The organism is Streptococcus gingivalis (assembly GCF_035544715.1).
In the GTDB taxonomy this organism is placed as follows: Bacteria; Bacillota; Bacilli; order Lactobacillales; family Streptococcaceae; genus Streptococcus; species Streptococcus gingivalis.
Genome location: NZ_JAYKTO010000001.1, coordinates 135429 through 157206 on the forward strand (window position 1 = coordinate 135429; position 21778 = coordinate 157206).

General features: G+C 43.8%; 19 protein-coding genes and 1 pseudogene. 18 read left to right on the top strand and 2 right to left on the bottom strand.

Annotated features, from left to right (window positions below; translation table 11 throughout):
• Positions 1–236: 236 nt before the first annotated feature.
• The 11 genes and pseudogenes from SM122_RS00600 (at position 237) to SM122_RS00650 (ending at position 10667) form a co-directional block, all read left to right on the top strand.
• A pseudogene (locus SM122_RS00600) lies at positions 237–1063 on the top strand (ZIP family metal transporter).
• Positions 1064–1235: 172 nt separating this feature from the next.
• Positions 1236–1652: a hypothetical protein gene (locus tag SM122_RS00605; protein ID WP_324737689.1), complete on the top strand. Its 417-nt coding sequence runs from the start codon at positions 1236–1238 to the stop codon at positions 1650–1652.
• Positions 1653–1776: 124 nt separating this feature from the next.
• Entirely contained in the window at positions 1777–2646 is an 870-nt protein-coding gene (gene rfbA / locus SM122_RS00610) for a glucose-1-phosphate thymidylyltransferase RfbA (RefSeq protein WP_003002772.1), read from the top strand.
• Complete coding sequence (locus SM122_RS00615) at positions 2646–3239, top strand: dTDP-4-dehydrorhamnose 3,5-epimerase family protein (RefSeq protein ID WP_254733455.1); 594 nt, start codon at positions 2646–2648, stop codon at positions 3237–3239. Before rfbA ends, SM122_RS00615 begins: the two co-directional genes overlap by 1 nt.
• A gap of 202 nt (positions 3240–3441) precedes the next feature.
• Positions 3442–4488 carry a dTDP-glucose 4,6-dehydratase gene (rfbB, locus tag SM122_RS00620; RefSeq protein WP_003002700.1) on the top strand — a complete coding sequence of 349 codons (1047 nt, stop codon included), beginning with the start codon at positions 3442–3444 and terminating at the stop codon, positions 4486–4488.
• A gap of 125 nt (positions 4489–4613) precedes the next feature.
• On the top strand, positions 4614–5726 hold the full coding sequence (locus tag SM122_RS00625; protein ID WP_324737690.1) for a hypothetical protein: 1113 nt from the start codon (positions 4614–4616) through the stop codon (positions 5724–5726).
• A 534-nt stretch (positions 5727–6260) separates the two neighbouring features.
• On the top strand, positions 6261–6899 hold the full coding sequence (gene udk, locus SM122_RS00630) for a uridine kinase (protein WP_003007856.1): 639 nt from the start codon (positions 6261–6263) through the stop codon (positions 6897–6899).
• Between the two features lie 191 nt (positions 6900–7090).
• The gene (locus SM122_RS00635; protein WP_324737691.1) at positions 7091–7771 is read left to right on the top strand and encodes a YoaK family protein; all 681 of its coding nucleotides are present in this window, start codon (positions 7091–7093) and stop codon (positions 7769–7771) included.
• A gap of 486 nt (positions 7772–8257) precedes the next feature.
• The gene (locus SM122_RS00640) at positions 8258–8755 is read left to right on the top strand and encodes a GAF domain-containing protein (protein WP_070466698.1); all 498 of its coding nucleotides are present in this window, start codon (positions 8258–8260) and stop codon (positions 8753–8755) included.
• Entirely contained in the window at positions 8755–10431 is a 1677-nt protein-coding gene (dnaX, locus tag SM122_RS00645) for a DNA polymerase III subunit gamma/tau (protein ID WP_324737692.1), read from the top strand. Before SM122_RS00640 ends, dnaX begins: the two co-directional genes overlap by 1 nt.
• A 38-nt stretch (positions 10432–10469) precedes the next feature.
• Positions 10470–10667, top strand: a complete 198-nt coding sequence (locus SM122_RS00650; RefSeq protein ID WP_003002577.1) for a DUF3272 family protein — start codon at positions 10470–10472, stop codon at positions 10665–10667.
• A 42-nt stretch (positions 10668–10709) separates the two neighbouring features.
• Here SM122_RS00650 and SM122_RS00655 read toward each other — a convergent pair whose 3' ends face one another.
• Both SM122_RS00655 and SM122_RS00660 read right to left on the bottom strand, forming a co-directional pair.
• Positions 10710–12254 (bottom strand): helix-turn-helix domain-containing protein, encoded by a 1545-nt coding sequence (locus SM122_RS00655; RefSeq protein WP_324737693.1) that lies wholly within the window; start codon positions 12252–12254, stop codon positions 10710–10712.
• Positions 12235–13902, bottom strand: a complete 1668-nt coding sequence (locus SM122_RS00660) for a sensor histidine kinase (protein ID WP_324737694.1) — start codon at positions 13900–13902, stop codon at positions 12235–12237. Before SM122_RS00660 ends, SM122_RS00655 begins: the two co-directional genes overlap by 20 nt.
• 194 nt (positions 13903–14096) lie before the next feature.
• Between SM122_RS00660 and SM122_RS00665 the strand changes: the two genes are divergently transcribed.
• The 7 genes from SM122_RS00665 to SM122_RS00695 all read left to right on the top strand — a co-directional run bounded on the left by SM122_RS00665 (position 14097) and on the right by SM122_RS00695 (position 21722).
• A complete protein-coding gene (locus tag SM122_RS00665) occupies positions 14097–15014 on the top strand; it encodes an ABC transporter permease (protein WP_021153492.1) in 918 nt (305 codons plus the stop codon).
• Between the two features lie 15 nt (positions 15015–15029).
• Complete coding sequence (locus SM122_RS00670) at positions 15030–15926, top strand: carbohydrate ABC transporter permease (RefSeq protein WP_023918477.1); 897 nt, start codon at positions 15030–15032, stop codon at positions 15924–15926.
• Positions 15927–15935: 9 nt separating this feature from the next.
• Complete coding sequence (locus tag SM122_RS00675) at positions 15936–17498, top strand: type 2 periplasmic-binding domain-containing protein (RefSeq protein WP_254726889.1); 1563 nt, start codon at positions 15936–15938, stop codon at positions 17496–17498.
• Positions 17499–17601: 103 nt separating this feature from the next.
• Positions 17602–18240, top strand: a complete 639-nt coding sequence (locus SM122_RS00680; RefSeq protein WP_324737695.1) for a YesL family protein — start codon at positions 17602–17604, stop codon at positions 18238–18240.
• Positions 18241–18422: 182 nt separating this feature from the next.
• Positions 18423–19685, top strand: coding sequence for an ABC transporter permease (locus SM122_RS00685; protein ID WP_324737696.1), 1263 nt, complete (start codon positions 18423–18425; stop codon positions 19683–19685).
• A gap of 6 nt (positions 19686–19691) precedes the next feature.
• On the top strand, positions 19692–20333 hold the full coding sequence (locus SM122_RS00690) for an ABC transporter ATP-binding protein (protein ID WP_155172136.1): 642 nt from the start codon (positions 19692–19694) through the stop codon (positions 20331–20333).
• A gap of 12 nt (positions 20334–20345) precedes the next feature.
• Positions 20346–21722 (top strand): ABC transporter permease, encoded by a 1377-nt coding sequence (locus SM122_RS00695; RefSeq protein ID WP_324737697.1) that lies wholly within the window; start codon positions 20346–20348, stop codon positions 21720–21722.
• Positions 21723–21778 lie beyond the last annotated feature (56 nt).

A 21778-nucleotide genomic window follows, 5' to 3' on the forward strand; every position in this document is an offset into this window, starting at 1 on the left:
TAGCCTCTCAATTGTCTTTGGATTGTCGAGCAAGACGCAGTGGTTGAGTGGGCTCTACTACGCTGATTTCATCAGCTTTTACAGCCCTACTCAACTTTGCGGAGGTGGGACGACGAAATCGAATTCTAACGAATTACCGATTTCTGTCCCACTCTCTTTTTTTCGAAAGACCTTCCGTAATTTGGCTAAAAATAGTAGAATAGAAGAAGTGAATCATCGAGAAAATGGGAGTTGTTATGAATTGGTTTCAATCGCAATCCGTGGTCTTACAGGCCTTTCTCGCAGGATTGTTTACATGGGGCTGTACCATTGTCGGGTCAGCCATCGTTTTTTTCTTTAAGCATATCAGTCGTAAGTTACTGGACATCATGATGGGCTTTGCGGTAGGGGTCATGATTGCGGCGTCATTTTGGTCCCTCTTGCAACCGTCGATTTAGTATGTGGAAAACTCTCCTATGGGAGCTTGTCTTGGTTGCCAGCGGCCATCGGTTTTTTAGCTGGAGGTTTTTTCCTCCGTTTGATCGACGCCATCGTCCCTCTCCTTCATATGACGAAGGAGATTGATGAGGCTGAGAGTATCCATACGCCGCGGGAGAAGAAGTTGTCTAAAACAATCCTCCTTTTTCTCGCCATTACCATTCATAATTTTCCAGAAGGCTTAGCAGTCGGAGTAGCCTTTGGAGCTCTGGCTAGCAATCCAAGTCCAGAAGCCTTTATCGGGGCGGTTGGCCTGGCCATTGGGATTGGCTTGCAAAATATCCCAGAAGGGGCTGCTCTTTCAATCCCAATCCGGACGGATGGAAAATCCCGTCTCAATGCCTTTTATTGGGGATCTATGTCAGCCATCGTCGAGCCCATCGGAGCCCTGCTAGGGGCAGTTGCCGTCTTATCCATGACAGCCATCTTGCCTTACGCCCTCTCTTTTGTAGCAGGTGCGATGATCTTCGTAGTGGTTGAAGAGTTGATCCCAGATTCCCAGACCAATGGCAACACAGATGTGGCGACCTTAGGCCTCATGGTTGGCTTTGTCATTATGATGATTCTAGACGTCGCTTTGGGATAAGGAACTGAAAAGGAGAGCATCAGGACAAGCTCTCTTTATGATTGGTATCATGGTATTTGAGAATGAAAAGATGAAGAACAATTCATCAGATTCAATTCAGAGGTAGACCTTAGTCAGCGAGGAAAATTATCTTATGGTAAAAATCAAGTTTAACAAGAAAAGCAAAAGGATAATGAGCGTCATCGCCTTGGCTCTCCTTTTGGTAGTTGGGATTTCTATGTTTTATATGAACAAAAAATTAGAGGAGAAGAGACGCAATAGAGAGTATGAAGTCAGCCTTGTAAGGACCTTGAAGCATTCTTACGAGGGAATTGAAGAAATTGAGATTAAAAACCCATCTTATAGCTCTACTCCTTCGGACGCATGGGGAGCAGATGTAAAATTTACATTTTCTGATGGGAGTTCCAAGGAACATGTACTAGCTTATGATAAAGATGCGAAAAAAATTAAGATAGGGGTCTATCATAATGAAGATGAAGAATTTCAGAGCTTTATGGATTCTAGGAGAGGCACGACCAAATCGGGAGTAAAGGTAAGATTTTCAGGACGGCTCAGTCAAGGAGCAGTAATCTATTTGAATCATGAGTAAGACCAATGCTAACAATTCTACAACTCTCATCTCCTGTCATCACCTTGTAACACAAATGCAAGGTGACTTTTTTATATAAACATGATAAAATAAGGGTAATGACTACGTAGAAAGGCCTAACATTATGAAAGGTATTATTTTAGCAGGGGGCTCAGGAACTCGCTTGTATCCATTGACACGTGCGGCTTCTAAACAGTTGATGCCCATTTATGACAAACCAATGATCTACTACCCGCTGTCAACCCTTATGTTGGCTGGGATCAAAGATATCCTGATCATCTCGACTCCTCAAGACCTTCCTCGTTTTGAAGAGCTTCTTGGAGATGGTTCTGAACTAGGAATTTCTCTCTCTTATGCAGAGCAACCAAGTCCAGATGGCTTGGCGCAAGCCTTTATCATTGGAGAAGACTTTATCGGTGACGATCATGTTGCCCTCATCCTTGGGGACAATATTTTCCACGGAAATGGCTTAACCAAGATGTTGCAACGGGCAGAAGCGAAAGAAAAAGGGGCGACTGTCTTTGGTTACCAAGTCAAAGATCCAGAACGCTTTGGTGTGGTAGAGTTTGACGCGGATATGAATGCTATCTCTATCGAAGAAAAACCAGAACATCCAAAATCGAACTTTGCAGTGACAGGACTTTACTTCTATGACAATGATGTGGTAGAAATTGCCAAAAACATCAAACCAAGCCCTCGTGGCGAGCTTGAAATCACTGATGTTAACAAGGCCTATTTGGAGCGTGGAGATCTCTCTGTTGAGCTCATGGGCCGTGGCTTTGCATGGTTGGATACTGGAACTCACGAAAGTCTCTTGCAAGCATCTCAATATATCGAAACTGTTCAACGCTTGCAAAATGTCCAAGTGGCTAACCTTGAGGAAATTGCCTATCGCATGGGTTATATCACTAAAGAACAAGTCCATGAATTAGCGCAATCATTGAAGAAAAACGAATACGGACAATATTTGCTCCGTTTGATTGGAGAAGCATAATGACGGAACTATTTTTTGATAAAGAATTAGCAGCCCGCAAAATTGAAGCCATCCCAGGCTTGATGGAGTTTGATATTCCTGTGCGCGGAGATAACCGTGGTTGGTTTAAAGAAAACTTCCAAAAAGAGAAAATGCTTCCTCTTGGATTCCCTGAAAGCTTCTTTGCGGAAGGCAAGTTGCAAAACAATATTTCATTCTCTCGTAAGAATGTTTTGCGTGGCTTGCATGCAGAGCCTTGGGACAAGTACATCTCTGTAGCAGATGAAGGCAAGGTTCTTGGAACTTGGGTAGACCTTCGTGAAGGCGATAGCTTTGGGAACACCTACCAAACCGTGATCGATGCTTCAAAAGGCATCTTCGTCCCTCGTGGTGTTGCCAATGGGTTCCAAGTTTTGACAGACAAAGTTGCCTATACATACTTAGTCAATGATTACTGGGCACTGGAACTCAAACCAAAATATGCTTTTGTCAACTATGCAGACCCAAGTCTAGACATCCAATGGGAAAACTTGGAAGAAGCTGAAGTCTCAGAAGCAGACAAGAACCACCCATTGCTCAAAGACGTCAAACCCCTAAAAGCAGAAGATTTGTAAGAATGAATTTTGCGCAGCAATATCGCGACTGCAAGGAGCGTTATAAGAGAGTTTCTGCCCTAGTGAAAACAAGATTCCCTCAAGGAATCTTGTAGGGAAATCCGGAGACTTCGGCTTCGGATTTAGCCATGAAACCGAAAGGTTGCTGGCGTGCCTCATTAGCTAAAGGAACAATCAAAACTAAAAATTATTTGGAGAAAAAATGTCAGAATATAAACATATCATCGTAACTGGTGGAGCTGGTTTCATCGGTTCAAACTTCGTACACTATGTCTACAACAACCATCCAGATGTCCATGTGACAGTCTTGGACAAACTTACTTATGCTGGTAACCGTGCCAACATCGAAGAAATCCTTGGAGATCGTGTTGAGTTGGTGGTGGGAGACATCGCTGATGCTGAATTAGTTGACAAATTGGCTGCCAAGGCTGATGCTATTGTTCACTATGCGGCTGAAAGCCACAATGACAACTCCCTCAAAGATCCATCTCCATTTATCTATACAAACTTTGTTGGAACTTACACACTCTTGGAAGCAGCTCGTAAATACGACATTCGTTTCCACCACGTGTCAACAGACGAAGTCTATGGAGACCTTCCATTGCGCGAAGATCTTCCTGGACATGGGGAAGGTCCTGGTGAAAAATTCACAGCTGAAACCAAATACAACCCATCATCCCCTTATTCATCAACCAAGGCTGCTTCTGACTTGATTGTGAAAGCTTGGGTACGTTCATTTGGTGTTAAGGCAACGATTTCGAACTGTTCAAACAACTACGGGCCATACCAACACATCGAAAAATTCATCCCACGTCAAATCACCAATATCTTGTCTGGCATCAAGCCAAAACTTTATGGTGAAGGGAAGAACGTCCGTGACTGGATCCATACCAACGACCACTCAACTGGTGTTTGGGCTATCCTCACTAAAGGCCGTATCGGTGAAACTTACTTGATCGGTGCCGATGGTGAAAAGAATAACAAAGAAGTGCTTGAATTGATCCTTGAAAAAATGGGTCAACCAAAAGACGCTTACGACCGTGTAACAGACCGTGCTGGTCACGATCTGCGCTATGCCATCGATTCAACAAAATTGCGTGAAGAATTGGGTTGGGAACCACAATTCACAAACTTCGAAGCAGGTTTGGAAGACACCATCAAGTGGTACACAGACCACCAAGATTGGTGGAAAGCTGAAAAAGAAGCTGTAGAAGCCAACTACGCGAAAACACAAAAAGTTTTGAAATAATGAAGAAGGTCCAAGTGGGAAATCGCTTGGACTTTTTCAGATATTTTTCTGAAAATCAAAAAATTAACCATTGATTTGTGGTATAATATGGTTAGTTTTTATGATAAATCAATAAGGGGGATATGATGAATCAAAAAGATTGGGTTGAATACTTTGAAGCGGTCAATGGTCGCAAGCCAAGTATGCAAGAATTTCAAGAAGCGCGTGAAAAAGGGGAGTTTGTCGTAGAGCGAAAAGAAGCGCCAGCTCCAACAACTGAGGCACCAGCTCCAGCAACTGAAGCGCAGGCTCCAGCTCAAGAAGCATCTGTTGCACCTAGTGCGCCTCTCTCACAAGAGCAGCCAACTTTTGTCCAACCGCAGCCATCGGCGAAAACCTTACAACCTGTTCCAAGACCGAAAAAATTGACATTTTCTTTCAATAAACAAACCCAAATTGGGGCCGCAATTGCGGGACTTGTCGCAGTGATTTCCTTTGCTTGGTTCTTTTTCTTTTCAGGTGGACCAAGTCTAGATGGGGTTTGGTTGAGAAATACGGATTCAAGTCCGGTCACTTATGAACTAAGTGGAAAGAAACAAAAAGTCAATGGTGGCGAGACCATCAAAAAGGTTCTCAAAGGCAATGAAGCGAAAAAAGAATTTAATACAGCACTTTCTTTGTTAAATTCGACGGACTTGCATTCACTTGCGGATGTCGATAAGAAATTTAACCTGAAGACGACAGAAATAGTTGTTATTAAGTCTGATGGGAACACACGCTATAACTTGCTCCAAAAAGACGGAAGCAATATTATTTTAAGAAATGATTTATTCGACTTGAAAACTTATAAATCATACGAAGGAAACTTTGAAGAAAATTTGGTCTATCGCAAGGTTGAAACACCAAAGGCCATGGTTGGAAAATGGAAGAATGTGACAGAAGGAGATAATACAACTGTTCAGATTTCAGATCACGGAATTATTAGTGATAAGTATTACGATAGCAAGGCTTACGCATTCTATTCTCTAGCTGATTCAGAAAAGTATGATGGAGACACGACTTCTAAAGAAGAGATCGAACACACATTTGAAGTAATTCAGGAAGCGGTGAAATCACAAGGCTATCAAGTGAAGAGCGCTAAGGAAGTCTATATACAAGCTAATTCAAATTATTGTTTCGTACCTGTCAACGGTGGAAAAAATATACTCGTCTTACGTGGTGGTAATGAATTTGCCGCAAAATTAGAAAAAGTGAAATAATCAAAGGACCGCAAGGTCCTTTTAGATTAAAGACAAAGTCATCTTAGAAATTTTCCTTAGGTGAGGACGGACGTCAGCGAACTTCGAAGAAGTTCCATGACTAATTAAGATACAAAGGGCGTTCGCGGATAAAGTCAAAATAGGAAGTTTGACGCAGAATCTTTAGATTCTACTAAAACTTATCTTTTTGACACGATCCGTAGCCCGTGTTCAATTAGTTTTGGACCTAAGGTTCCAAAACTCCCGAGTGCTAGAAACATCACTGTTTCTAGCACTTTTCTCACGGCGGAAAGTTTCAGTATATTCTTGATTCATTTAAAAAATTAGAACTCATTTTTATTTCTTTGCAAGATCACGTGGCTTTTTTTCTAAAGAACTAGTTTATCTAGATAATCAAAGGACCGCAAGGTCTTTTTTGTTTCCAAATTTCTGACTGAAAAACTATTCATGTCTAGGCAAAAATATGGTAAAATGGATAAGATGTGTCTGAGATGTCTATTTCTTCTCAGACGACTACAGGTAATGGAGTAGAAAATGCAAAATAGACCTATTATTATTGGTGTTACTGGTGGTTCTGGTGGTGGAAAGACCAGTGTGTCTCGTGCCATTTTGGCCAATTTCCCGAATGAAAAGATTGCCATGATTGAGCATGATTCATATTACAAGGACCAGAGTCATTTGACCTTTGAGGAGCGGATCAAGACCAACTATGACCATCCTTTTGCCTTTGATACGGACTTGATGATTGCGCAGATCAATGAACTCTTGGCAGGTCGTCCGGTGGATATTCCAACTTATGACTATGCAGAGCATACGCGCAGCAGCAAGACCTATCGTCAGGAACCTCAGGATGTCTTCATCGTGGAAGGAATCTTAGTTCTTGAAGACAAGCGTCTTCGGGACCTGATGGACATCAAGATTTTTGTTGATACGGATGATGATGTGCGGATCATACGCCGGATCAAGCGCGATATGGAGGAGCGTGGCCGGAGTCTGGATAGTGTCATTGAGCAATACCTTGGGGTGGTAAAACCGATGTACCACCAGTTCATCGAGCCAACCAAGCGTTATGCGGACGTGATCATTCCTGAGGGCGTGACCAATACGGTTGCGATTGACTTGATCACAACCAAGATTGAGAAAATCCTCAACGAGGCGCGTGAGGGAAAATAAAATAGGGAGAAAGAGGACAATCGATCTCCATCGTTTATCATTATTTGGAATAATTGAATGTCGCAGTAGTTGGTGAGACTCTTCATTCGCTAAAAGACTCGAAAGAGTTCTCAATCAACTTTGCGGGGGTGGTACGGGAAACGTTATGTAACGTTCTGTACCACTCCCTCTTTTTCCTAGGGAGAATGGAAATGAAAAGGGAGTTTCATTCGCGGACCAAGGCGTTCGCTTGTTTATTGACCATGTGTGCTGGTTTTTCAGACGCTTATACCTTTATCTGTCGGGGGGGGACCTTGGCGGCAGGCCAGACAGGGAATGTGGTCTTTCTATCGGTCGGCTTGATTGGTCATCAGATCTCAGATGTAGAAGTAAAGTTAGCGACCATGCTGGCCTTTATGCTGGGAATCTTTTTGATGACGGTATTGCGTCGCTTGATTGACAATTCAGTCTGGCGCCTCAGTACCTTGGTACCCTTTATCCTCACGACCTTGGTGACGGGATTTTTGCCAGCATCAGTAAAAAATGTCTTCATCGTGCCTTTTTTTGGCTTGAGTTTAGGAATCGTAGCGACCTCTTTTGGAGAAGTGGATGGCTACGCCTATAATCATTCCTTCATGACGGGAAATCTCAAGAAAACCATGGTGGCTTATGGGAATTTTGTCAGAGAAAAGCAGAAGAAATTCCTTTGGGAAGCCATCTTTATGACCTGTTTGATCGGGAGCTTTGTCTTTGGGGCCATTTTTTCGACCTACTTGATCCAGTTTTATGGACTAAAGACGATTTGGCTGGTGGCCATCATCTTGACCATCTTTTTAATCTACCGGGCCATTCAATATTTTGAAGTCTTTCACTTCAATCGGCTGCATGAATAGATAAAGGTATCATAAAAAACTTTCCTTAGGTGAGTGCGGACGTCAGCGAACTTCTTTTAAGAAGTTCCATGACTAATTATTGAGCCTAAGGTCTCAATAATTCCGTGTGCCTGAAGCAGTTAAGCTTCAGGCACTTTTCTCACAGCGGAAAGTTTAGTATATTCTTTATCAATTTAAATTAATGAGACCTCGATTTTATCTCTTTTCAGAATCGCTTAAGTTATTTTACTAAAAATTAGTTTATCTATATTCCAGAGGCTGGGACAAAAGTCCTAGCCTCTCCATTATCTTTGGATTGTCGAGCAAGACGCAGTGGTTGAGTGGGCTCTACTACGCTGATTTCATCAGCTTTTACAGTCCTGCTCAACTGTGCGGAGGTGGGACGACGAAATCGAATTCTAACGAATGACCGATTTCTGTCCCACTCTCTTTTCTTTCGTTGTTTGAAGCTTAATTTTTGAGCAAAGATTTGGTATAATGAAAGGTATGAAACATTCGGAAAAAGAATCACAATACCAGCTCTTGCTGGCTCAATTAGATGCTCTCTTAATGGGAGAAACCAATGCCTTGGCTAATCTTTCCAATGCCAGTGCGCTTTTAAATCAAGCCCTGCCTCGTTCGGTCTTTGCAGGTTTTTATTTGTATGACCAATCGGAATTGATCTTGGGACCTTTTCAGGGAGGTGTTTCTTGTGTCCATATCGCTCTTGGAAAGGGTGTCTGTGGAGAAGCAGCTCAAAAGCAGGAAACCATCATTGTCGATGATGTGCGCCAGCATCCCAACTATATTTCCTGTGATAGTCGGGCTATGAGTGAGATTGTGGTGCCTATGGTCAAGGACGGTCAGCTCCTTGGAGTTTTAGACCTGGATTCGGAGTGTGTCTCTGACTACGATCAGCTGGATCAGGAGTATTTAGAAAAGTTTGTCGCTCTCTTGATCGATAAGACAAACTGGGACTTTAAGATGTTTGGGGTTAAGAACTAATGTATCAAGCTTTATATCGGAAATACCGGAGCCAGACCTTTGGCCAATTGGTCGGCCAGCAAGTAGTGGCACGGACATTGAGACAGGCTGTCGAGCAGGAGAAGATCAGCCATGCCTATCTCTTTTCTGGTCCTCGTGGTACTGGGAAAACCAGTGTGGCCAAGATCTTTGCTAAGGCTATGAACTGTCCTAATCAAGTCAATGGGGAGCCTTGTAACGACTGCTATATCTGTGAATCCATTACCAATGGGAGCCTAGAAGATGTCATTGAGATCGACGCGGCGTCCAACAATGGGGTCGATGAAATTCGCGATATTCGCGACAAATCGACCTATGCTCCGAGTCTAGCCAAGCACAAGGTCTACATTATCGATGAGGTCCATATGCTTTCAACAGGGGCCTTTAATGCCTTGTTGAAGACGCTGGAAGAGCCGACAGAGAATGTGGTCTTTATCCTTGCAACAACGGAGTTACACAAGATTCCTGCGACCATTCTGTCACGGGTGCAACGCTTTGAATTCAAATCCATCAAACTGCCGGATATCGTTCATCATTTGGAAAGCATCTTAGCTACAGAAGGCATTGCCTATGAAGCAGATGCTGTGCAGATTATCGCTCGGTGCGCTGAAGGTGGGATGCGGGATGCCTTGTCCATTTTGGATCAAGCCCTGAGTCTGACTGCGGGTAGTGAGTTGACGACAGCAATCGCTGAAGAGATTACGGGCTCAATCAGCCTAGCTGCGCTCGATCAGTACGTAGCTGCCATCCTGGCTCATGATGCGACAGCGGCGCTGGATCAGCTGGCGATTATCTTTGATAATGGGAAGAATATGGCCCGCTTTGTCACGGACTTACTTCAATATCTGAGAGATCTCTTGATTGTCCAGACAGGCGGAGAAAATACTCACGCTAGTGACTTGTTTGCGGCGAATCTTGAAGCCGATCAAGCCCGTCTTTTTGCCCTGATTGACCAGGCGACGACTAGTCTAGCGGATATCAAAAATAGTCTGCAACCGCGTATCTATACTGAAATGATGACCATTAAATTGGCTGAAAGCACAGGCCAAGTTTCTAACTCAGCTGCTGTGGAAGTTCCTTCCAATGTGCTAGCTCAGCTGGAAGACTTGAAGAAGGAGGTCGCTCAACTCAAGCAACAGTTAGCGCAATCAGGTAGTAGTCTTCCTGCTTCAAAACCGGCAGTAACTCGTCCAACCAAGTCGAGCAAGGGCTACCGTGCAGATCGAAACAAGGTCAACACGATTTTACAAGAGGCGGTTGAAAACCCAGAGTTGGCACGGACCAACTTGATCCGTCTTCAGAACGCTTGGGGGGAAATCATCGAGAGCTTGGCAGGTGCGGATAAGGCCCTCTTAATCGGATCCCAGCCGGTTGCTGCCAATGAAAATCACGCTATTTTAGCCTTTGAGTCTGCCTTTAATGCTGAACAGACCATGAAGCGGGACAACCTCAATACCATGTTTGGAAATATCCTCAGCAATGCTGCTGGCTTCTCGCCAGAGATTTTAGCGGTTTCGATGGAAGAATGGACCCAAATCCGGGCAGAGTTTTCGGCTAAGGCGCGTGGGCAAAAAGCGGAAGTGGTAGAAGAAGAGGAAAGTGTCATTCCTGAGGAATTTCACTTTTTATCCGATAAAATCACTCTGCAAGACGATTAATACATGAATTTTTTACTGAATCATGGTAAAATAATTTTATGAATAGAAAACAATTTGCAGTGATAGCAGTCTTTACTGCTATGGAGACTTATTTTTTCAATGAAGCGACCATGGCGGGTCAAATGCTCTTTGCATGTTTTTGGGCCCTCTTGATCTTACGCAATCTCCAGACGGCCTATATGGTGGAGAAAATTGCTAGTGCCATTGAAAAAGAAATCAGAAAGAAAAGAAAATAAAACCTTTGAAAAGAAATCCTTTTTCAAAGGTTTTTTTCTTGTTTAAAAGGCTTCTTGGCATTGCTTGCGGTAATCTCCTGGGGAGAGGCCGACCTTCTGTTTAAAAGCCTTTGTAAAGTAGGAGTAGTTGTCATAGCCCACCTGGAGGGCAACTTGGTAAATAGGGGTATCGCTTTGCGATAGCATCTCTTTTGCGGCGGCCATCCGTTTATCAGTGATGTATTTCACCAGGGTTTCGCCGGTATCGCGCTTAAACACCCGTGCTAGATGATCTGGACTAAGAAATACCATCTCTGCCAGCTTGGTGCGACTGATATCCTCCTTGTAATGGTGGTCGATGTAGTCGGTGATCCGCTGGATGAGATTAGATTGGTGTTCTAGATCAATCACATAATGGCGAGCAGAGCTCCAGTAATCCCCAATATAGGCTTCAAAAGCTTCGATAGCATGAAACCGCCGTTCGAAGAGAAATTGATGGTGTTTGTTTTGAAATAACTTGTGGGCGAGAATGCCGTTCTTGTCCAGATAAATCCCAATTTGCTGGGTCCAGTCTAGCTGGAGTTCACTCAGAGCTGAGAGCGGGATGCGATCTTGATTCTCTAAGCTATGGATGATTTGGAGGAGCTGTTCTGTCTCTAGCTGATTTGTAAAAGTGAGCGATGTCCGATGAGCAGGCTTTTGAGGTTGTGGAGCCAAAGAAGCATAGGAGTGGATACTGTCCCAATGGAAGACTTGTTCTTCACTGTATTGGCAGAGTTGCAGAGCCTGCATCAATAGCGTCTTAAGGGAAATGGCATCTGAATAGAGAAGGATAGAGGATCGGTCTAAGTCTTGCTGGATCTTCTGCTGGATAGCCTTTAGGAAGTCTGCACACTCTGTAGTCTGATTCTTTTTGAAGAGACAGAGGTAGCGATCGGTCTGGCTTTCGATTTTACTGAGGGCACAGTAGTGGACAGGGAAATCTAGGGAGAGATCCTTGATACAATGGCGGAGCTGCAAGCGCCAAGAAGGGACGCTGGGGTGAAAGTCTTCTTCAACTAAGTGGAGAGTGATGAGGAGCAAGAGGTAGTCTTCATGTGGTTTGGGGCTATAACCCCGTTTTGTTACTTCTTGAAGGAGCTGTTCTGCTTGAGATGGACGCGGTTTTCGCAAGTAGTCATGCCAAAATTCAGCTTCTTTTTGTCCTTGCTGTGCTAATTGGGTCGCACTCTTGTGGCGCTTGATCTTATTGAGGGCTTTTTGAATGATAAATTCTAAGCGGTCGGGGTCAATCGGTTTGAGGTAGTATTCAAAACTTTGGAGTTCAATGGCTTTTTGGGCATAATTGAAATCAGCATAATTGGTAAGGAAGATCGTTTGAATGTCATATTTTTCTGACCGGACCCAGGCTAGGAGATCTAGCCCACTGCCTTGTGGCATCTCGATATCACTGATCATGAGGGCAATCGGGTGGCTTTGAATGATGGCTTGGGCTTGGCTCAGACTGGAGGCGGTATATACCTGCTCAATGCCCAAGGCTTCCCAATGGATGGTTTCCTGTAGGGCTTTAATGATAAAACGATCATCGTCAACGAGTAGGATATTCATGTGTGTCTCCTTTGTAGGGTTCATAAGGAAGTCTCAGTTGGATGCGGGCACCTCCTTGGGATCCATTTGAAAATTGGAGCGTGTAGTGATCTGGATAGAGGAGATCTAGTCGCTCCCGTGCATTGGTCAAACCAATGTGGTGGCCATTTTCAGTGACTAAGGATTTTTTCTCTGCTAGATCTTGTAAGATAGCGTAGCTAAAACCGGGTCCATTATCCTGAAGGGAAATGGCAAGCTGTTGGTTTGCTTCTTCATGAATGGAAAGCTGAATGTGGAAGGAATCTTGGAAAGAAAAGCCGTGTTTGATGGCATTTTCCACAAAGGTTTGTAACAGCAGAGGGGGAATAGCCGCATCTTTCAGACCAGGATCCCAGTCCAGGTCAAAGTGGATGCTGTCCCCATAGCGGATTTTCTGGATTTCTAGGTAATTTCGGATATGTTGGATTTCATCTGCTAAGCGATTGAAATCTTGATTGGCTTGAAAGAGGTGGCGCAAGTAGTTGGAAGTCACCTTGGTCAACTCCTCGATTTCCTTATAGTCCTTAGTTTGGAGCATGCTGTGAATCATGGAGAGCATGTTGAGGTAAAAATGGGGTCGGACTTGATTTTTGAGGTAATTGAGTTCGACTTTTTTGAGATTGAGTTGCGCGTGGTAGGCTCGAATTTGAAGGTCTTTCATATGGATCAGGACCTGATTGAGTTTGTGATTGGCCTGGTCGATCTCTAAGATTCCTTGGTCTTCGATCACATCTAGCTTGGTAGAAGCAGCATCTAGCTGAGAAAGACGCTGGGTGAGTCGTTTCATCGGTTGGATCATCCGTTGACGAATATAAAGGATCAGAATGGTAGAGAGAACGGCGATGATCAAAGGGACCAAAGAGAGAAGGGTTTCAAGTACGATATTTGTACGGAAAACGTCTCCGTAATCGACTGTCACATAAAGATCAAAAGGCAGGTGGGTTTGATTGCTATCGGCTTGAATGACAGAATCTGTAGCATGGATCTGGTTGGGGCGATCGATGGATAAGCGCCCTTTTTTCCCGATATTGAGCTTTTGCAAGGGTCTTAAAATATCCTGGGTAGAAATGATGGCATAGATAGCCTTGCCCTTGTAATGGAGGGATTTTAAGAGATAATCATGCTGGTTCAAGCTGATTCGTTGCCATTTTTGATTGGTCTTGTCTGTTTCTTTGTCATAGGTTTTAAGATGATCTTTCAATTGTACATAGTCCAGGTAGGGCACTTGAAGACTGGAAGCATTAAAAAAATGGGGGATATCTCTTGTCTCTATGAAAAAGGTAATGGGGCTATCCATCTGGTACTGAAACTCAGTGAAATCGATCCGCAATTTTTTTAGATTTTCATGAAAATCTGTGAAATCAAGCGGGGTATTGAGCTCTGTCAAATAGTCGTTGTGACTAATGGTACTGTACATAAAACGCTCGACAGAGTGAAGCTCTGTATTTAAGGAATCCGCATAGATATGAATCGAGTCCTCTAAATGGAGCATGTTTTGGTGTTTAATAAAATTTCGGCTAATCCCACCTATCAAAAGGTTGATCAAGGTATTGACGACTAAGAGGAGAAAGAGTAGGCGCGAAAAAAATTGAATCGAGTGATCTCGTGTACTTCTGTGAATAGCTTTCATAATGAGCACCTCACATATATTATAGCACTATTTGAAAACGGATTCATGAACAAAACCGATATTAAAGTAAAAAAATCGGGAAAGTGCATGTTTTTGTGTGGAGAAAACGGAAAAGTGGATGAAGATGCACGAAAAAGTTCTATAAAGATGGAAAGGATTCCTATAAAATAGAGGAGAAAGAAAAGGAGGGCCTTATGAAAAGCGAAGTAAATGCGAAGCAGAGCAAATTTAAGAAAAATATTCCTTTATATGTGCTGCTCCTGCCATCGATTATTTTATTGATTTTATTTGCCTATATCCCTATGGCGGGTCTAGTCATCGCTTTTAAAGATTACTCTCCCGCTACTGGGATATTTGGAAGTCCTTGGGCTGGTCTCAAGTATTTTAACCAGTTCTTCTCATCCTTCCAATTTGCGACAACCATGAAGAATACCTTGAAAATTTCTATTTACAGTATTCTGGTTGGTTTTCCCTTGCCGATTGTTCTAGCCATTATTTGCAACCAGATTCGTGTGGGCAAGTTCAAAAAAATCTTTCAAGTAACGACTTATTTGCCTCATTTTATCTCGACCATGGTCATGTGTGGGATGATTATTCTTTTTCTCTCTCCAAGTAGTGGACTGTTAGCCAATGTCCTCAAATTGGTCGGCTTAAAGATGCCTGCTCTCTTATCCAAACCGGGTAGCTTTGCAGGTGTCTATGTCTGGAGCGATGTCTGGCAACATATCGGTTGGGATAGTATCATCTATCTAGCCGCTCTATCGGCCATTGATCCGACCTTTTATGAGGCAGCGACCATGGACGGGGCGAGTCGATTGCAAAAAATCCGTCATATTGACTTACCCTTACTGTTACCAACGGCGATGATTCTCTTGATTCTCAGAGCAGGAAGCCTACTCAGTGTTGGTTTTGAAAAGGTCTTGCTCTTGCAAAATCCACTCAATCTGGCAGGAAGTGAAATCATTTCGACCTATGTCTACAAAGTGGGGATGATTAATTTCCAATATAGTTATTCAACAGCGATCGGTCTCTTTAATACCTTGGTCAACTTGATCATCTTACTGTCGGTCAACTGGTTTGCGAAACGCTATACCAAGACAGGATTGTTCTAGAAAGGAGGAGAAATTGTGAAATTGTTTCAACATGCGAGAAAAACCAAGTCAGAAATCCTCTTTGATATTTTTATCTATGGTCTAGCGATTTGCTTGATTCTGTTGATTGTCTACCCTTTGTGGTTTGTCATTATTGCCTCCTTCAGTAATCCGTCTGATGTGGCAACTGGTAAGGTTTGGTTTATCCCGAGGGAATGGCGACTAGATGGCTATCAACGCTTGATTGAGCAGCCTTTGTTTCTAAAGAGCTATCTCAATACCATCCTCTACACGGTTGTAGGGACCATCGTTGCCCTGGTCATTAATATCCCGGCTGGTTACGCCTTGTCGCGAAAGGACCTCTTTGCTAAGAAATGGGTCAGTGTCTTCTTTATTGTTCCCATGTTTGTCTCTGGGGGCTTGATTCCCATTTATTTGACAGTGAAACAATTGGGCTTGGTCGACACCTTCTGGGTAATGGTCGTACCGTTTGCAGTATCTCCTTACAATATCGTTGTAGCTCGAACTTTCTTTAACAATAGTATTCCAGAAGGGATGTGGGAAGCCGCCCAGATCGATGGTTGCGGAACCATTTATTACTTCAGAAAGATCGTGCTCCCCTTGTCCAAGGCTATTATTGCCGTTATTGGACTTTGGACAGCAGTAGGGATCTGGAATTCTTGGTTCAATGCCCTGATTTATTTGACAAATGAAAATCTTCAACCCCTGCAACTGATCCTGCGCCGTCTCTTAATTAGTAATCAAATGTTGCAATCGCAAGCAACAGGGGAGGTAGCTTCTGACCTCCGTATCAAGGCTGATATGATGAAATATGCAGCCATCGTTATCTCAACAGCACCGATTATGATGCTGTATCCATTCGTCCAAAAATACTTTAATCAAGGTGTCATGATAGGGGCCTTGAAAGAATAGGAGAAGATCATGAAAAACAGGAAATTTGCCTATCTGCTCCTTGGAGCAGCTGCTTTAGCTGGCTTGACGGCTTGTGGAGCTTCCACAAATAAATCAAGCAATGACAAGAATGATGGAAATACCTTCAAGATCACGACCGTTCGTTGGTCGGATTGGGGGGAAGACTATCACAAAGGTTTTCTAGATGATTCAGCCAAGGAATCAGGTATCAAGATCAAATGGGATACCATGGTGGCTGCAGACTGGTCTGATAAGAAATCTGTCCTTGTAGCCAGTGGAGATTTACCAGACGCTTTCTTGGGATCCAATGCATTCACGGATTCTGAAATCGCTCAGAACCAAAATATGTTCATTCCATTGGAAGACTTGATCAAGGATAATATGCCAAATTTGAACAAGGCCTTTGAAAAAGAACCGAAATTAAAAGCCATGGTGACCAACCCTGATGGTCATATTTACAGCCTGCCTAAGAAATTGCCAATGCGGCCAATCGTCGGCAACCAGCTCTTTATTAATAAGAAATGGTTGGATAATCTTGGCTTGAAGATGCCAGAAACCTATGACGACTTGGTGAATGTCTTACAAGCTTTCAAGGATAAGGATGCCAATGGCAATGGCGATGTCAATGATGAAATTCCATTTGGTTCTGGTAACTTTGATCCGACCTTCTCTTATATCTTGCCATTCAACAACCGTCTAGGTGGAGATAATACCTATGAAATGTCCGTCAAAGATGGCAAACCGGTCTACCTACGGACAGAAGATAGTTATAAACAAGGGATAGCGGCTATGCATGAAGCCTACAAGAAAGGCTTGATCGATCCTGAACTCTTTACAGAAGATACCTCTATGTCTGTTGCCAAACGGATGGACAAGGGAGTGGCGCGTGTCGGTGTGTCAAGTGGTTGGACAGCTGATGCAACCTTCGGCCAACATGCTAACGAATATGCTCCTCTTCCAGCACTAAAAGGACCGGATGGCAAACAATATGTCGTTTCTGACCCAGATCATTTGAACTATGGCCGCAATGAAATCTTGATCACGAATAAGTGCAAGGACCCTGCAAAATTGCTTAAATGGTTGGATAAATTCTACACCGATGATGCCAGCATCCAAAACTTCTATGGATCCTTTGGCATTGCGACTGAAAAAGATGGCGACAAATACAAGGTTTTGGCTCCAAAAGATGGTAAATCAGCCGATGAATGGGCTTGGATCAATTCGCTTCGTGACTTTGGACCAAAATATGTGTCAGATGATATCAATAGTCATGTCGACATCGACCAAACGCAAGGTGATGGGCTCAAATTGAAGATGGATAAAGAATTGAAACAATACGCTTTGCCAGCTTATCCAAATGTCATCTACTCTCAAGAAGAATTGAACAAATTGTCCAATATTTATGTCGATATCAACTCCTATGTTACCCAACAAGCTTCTAAATGGGTAGTAGAAGGTGGCATCGAAAAGGAATGGGACGATTACAAAGCAACCTTGAAGAAGATGGGCATTGATGACTTTATGAAGATTCAACAAGATGCCTATGATCGTTACCAAAAAGAAGTGAAGTAACAGTGACTAAGCTCATAAAAGTAAGTATCTCAGGGGCTTAAAGCCCCTGAGTGCTTCCTTGGAGGAAGTAGCAGAAATAGGGATGAAGAACAAGGAGAAGGAAATGCAAAAATTATTTTCATTGGATGGACGCTTGGTCAAGGGTTTGACCCGGTTTACAGACATCATTATCTTGAATACCTTGTTTATCGTTTGTTGCCTTCCAGTTCTCACGATCGGTGCATCGGTTACGGCTTTAGCAACCATGTGGCACCGCTTGTTGAAAGGGGAAGATACGGATCTCGTCTTTCATTTTTTCCGTCTCTTTCGTGCTAATTTCAAGCAAGCGACGGTGATTTGGTTGACTTGTCTAGGCTTATCAGTGCTACTTTATCTGGATTACTGTCTTTTTTCAAATACGGCCTTCTTAAGTGAGTATGGGATTTGGATCTTGCTTCCTTTTATCGTCCTTCTATTTGGAGGGATGACCCTGATCTTCCCTTATATCGGCCTCTTTGAAGACCCTACAAGAAAGGTCTGTCTGAATAGTTTCCTCATTGCTCTCTTAAATCCTATTCAAACCATCTTTCTTGTCTTTTTCAATCTGGCAGTGATTTATATAAGTCTCAGTAGTCCTGAACGGTTACTGACAGCTATTTATCTCTTTACCTTTGGAGGTTTTGCTCTTTGGAGCTTCTTGAATGTTCGACTGACCGATCAGATCTTTTCAAAGATCCAAGAAGGAGGAGTCTTTGAAAAATAAGGTCAAGCAAGTGGGACGTATGTTTTACGAAATTTTATGTAAATCGAATAAAGTTTCCTAGAAAATCTAGGAAACTTTTTCTATTTCATAAACATTTCACATTTCTTTTCTATAATAACTATAACAAATGATGAAAGCGTCCACATTGTATTGTCGTGGACCTTGAAATGGAGGGTGAGATCATGCTCTTACAACAGGCAATCGCCTATATTTCTCGAAAAAGAACGAGGAATCTAGTTCTCTTTTTGATTCTCCTCTTAATCCTCTCTTGCTTGTATTTCTGTTTTTCACTGATGCAAGTGGGAGGAAGGCTGGAGGACCATATCAAACAGTCGGCTGGGACTAGCTTTGCCCTGACCAGTAAGCAGGGGAATGCTCCCTTTGCTCTTAAGGAAGCTGAAAAGGTGCAACAGCTGGCTGGGGTAGGATTCATGATCCCCCAATATGAAAGTCCTGTTCGTATCATAGGCAAAGAAGCCATAACCGGCCAGCAGTCGGTAGAGCGGGATGATCTGGGTCAGGAAGCCAAGCAAGCGCTAGGTGCTGTCTTTACCCAGAAGACAGGCCAGCACCTGGATTTCCGCAGTGGCAGTTTCCAACTGGTGCAAGGCAAGCACTTATCTGATAAGGCTCGTGGCCAGATCTTGATCCACCAAGAGTTGGCTAAGAAGAATAAGCTAAAGGTCGGAGATTCCTTGACCTTATCCAGCTTTCAGATGGGAGAGACTCCTGCCAAAGAGCAAACCTTTAAAATCGTTGGGATCTTTTCAGGTAAGAAACAGGAGAAATTCACAGGAATGACCTCTGATTTGAGTGAAAACCAAGTTTACCTTTCTTATGAGGATGCGACCAAGCTTCTTGGTCTCAGTCAGCAAGAAGTGACCCAGGTCACCTTTGGCGTCAAAGATCCTGAGAAAATCGATGCGCTCTTGAAGCAAGTTAAAAGCTTGGATCTGGATTGGCAATCGCTACGCGTGGTCGAAGATCGCAAGGCCTTTGACCAGATGAAGGAATCCTCTCAGACCCTAGAAGGCCTGGTACGGATCATGATGATCGTCCTCCTGGTGACTGGAGCCGGTGCCCTATCGCTCTTACTCAGTCTCTGGACACGGGAGCGGATCCATGAAATCGGGGTGCTCTTATCCATTGGGAAGAGCAAGGGCCGGATCTTTAGACAGTTCCTCTTGGAAGTGGTACTGGTCTCCTTACTAGCGGTGATTCCAGCCTTTCTCATCGGACGGATGGTCAGCCATCGTTTCTTAGAGCAGTTTGTCGGACAGACCGGTCAACAGCAGACCCTAGACTTGCTCAACCAAATCCCTCAAGGCCTTTCCTTAGGAATCGCCTATGCTAGCCTATTGTGCTTGATCCTTCTGTCGCTCGGTGTAACGACCAGCATGATCTGGCGCAAGAGCCCAAAAGAAATATTAACAAAAATGAGTTAAGGAGAAATGACACCTATGTTAGAACTCAAACATGTAGCCTATAGCTACCAAAGCTACCAAGAAGAGATCTTCTCAGACGTGAACTATCAGTTCGAAAATGGGACCTTTTACAGCATTATCGGTCAGTCTGGAGCAGGGAAATCGACCCTCCTCTCCCTCTTGGCTGGTTTGGACAATCCCAAGAAGGGGCAGGTTCTCTTTGATGGGGAGGATATTCAGACCAAAGGGTCTAGCTACCACCGCAAGCACCATGTTTCCCTGGTCTTTCAGAATTACAATCTGATTGATTATTTGACGCCACTTGAAAATGTCCGCCTGGTTAACAAACAAGCTGGGAAAGACATTCTCTTGGAATTGGGATTGGACGAAACGCAAATCAAACGCAATGTCCTTCAACTATCCGGCGGGCAGCAACAGCGGGTGGCTATTGCGCGTGCGCTCGTTTCAGAAGCACCAGTCATCTTGGCAGATGAGCCGACAGGAAACTTAGATGAACAGACAGCGGGTGATATCATTGCCATTTTGAAGAAATTGGCCAAGGAGCGCCAAAAATGTGTCATCGTCGTCACCCACAGTAAGGAAGTGGCAGAGGCCTCCGATGTGGTCTTGGAATTGAGTCGCCGTAGCCTCGTTGAGAAGAGCAAGTAAGGAGGGAATGCTATGTTGCGAAATGCTTTTGCTTATATCACACGTAAATGGCCCAAGTCTCTCTTGCTCTTTGCCATTATTCTCCTCATGGGGACCTTGAGCTTGATCGGACTCTCCATGAAGGGAGCGACCCAAAAAGCTTCATCGGAAAGCCTGGGATCCATTACCAATAGCTTCTCCATGCAGATCAACCGCAGGACCAATCCAGGAACCCCTCGGGGAGCTGGGAATCTCAGAGGAGAAGATATCGAAAAAATCAGCCAGGTAGAGGGAATCACCTCCTCCATCAAGCGGATCAATGCCATCGCGGATATCCTAGACCACGAGATCATTGAGACTGAAGAAACCCTGCAAAATCAATCTCCAGAGCGGGCCAAATACTTTAAAAACACCCTGATGGTGACGGGGGTCAATGACTCTTCAAAAGAAGATAAATTTGTCTCTGGGGCTTACAAACTGGTCCAAGGGGAGCATCTGACGGATAAGGACAAAAACCAAATCCTCATGCACGAAGATTTGGCGAAAAAGAATGGGCTTAAGGTGGGCGATAAGGTGCGTCTCAAGTCCAATCTCTACGATGCTGACAATGAAAAAGGGGCCAATGAAACTGTCGAAGTGACCATCAAGGGCTTGTTCTCAGGGAAGAACCAAGCTCCTCTAACTTACGCACAAGAATTGTATGAAGATACCCTCATTTCTGACCTGGATACAGCTGCTAAACTCTATGGCAATACCGTCCAAACAGCTACCTATGAGGATGCAACCTTCTTTGCCAAAGGGGATCAGGACCTGGATGCCTTGATCGAAAAAATCAAAGCACTCGATATTGACTGGAACCTCTATGACCTGGTTAAGAGCTCTTCCAACTACCCAGCCTTGCAAAAATCCATCAGCAGCATGTTCCAAGTGGCGGACTACTTGTTTATCGGTAGCCTCATCTTTGCTAGCTTGCTTCTCACCCTTCTCCTCGTCTTGTGGCTCAATGCCCGTCGCAGAGAAGTGGGTATCTTACTGGCTCTAGGGCTTTCTAAGGTACAGATTGCAGGGCAATTTGTGGCAGAATTGGTCATGATTTCCATTCCAGCCTTCCTCCTCTCCTATGGAGTAGCAGGTCTTCTTGCCAAAGCAGTAGGAGATACAGTGCTCAAAAACGTAACCAGTGGCATTGCCAAACAAATGGCTCAAGAATCCTCTGCCGCTAACCTTGGTGGAGGAGCTGAAGCAGAAAGCTTCAGTAAGACCCTGACAGATATCCATATGGACATCCAACCGAGCCAATTGCTGGTGATTGTTTTGGTCGGTGGCCTTCTCTTGATTCTCGTATCCATCCTTTCTTCACAATGGCTCTTGCATAAGAAACCAAAGGAACTTTTGGTGGATGTCGAATAAGAGATTGTTTCCTAAAATAGAAATAGGGTATAATAGGAGGTAGAAGTTTCTTAGAT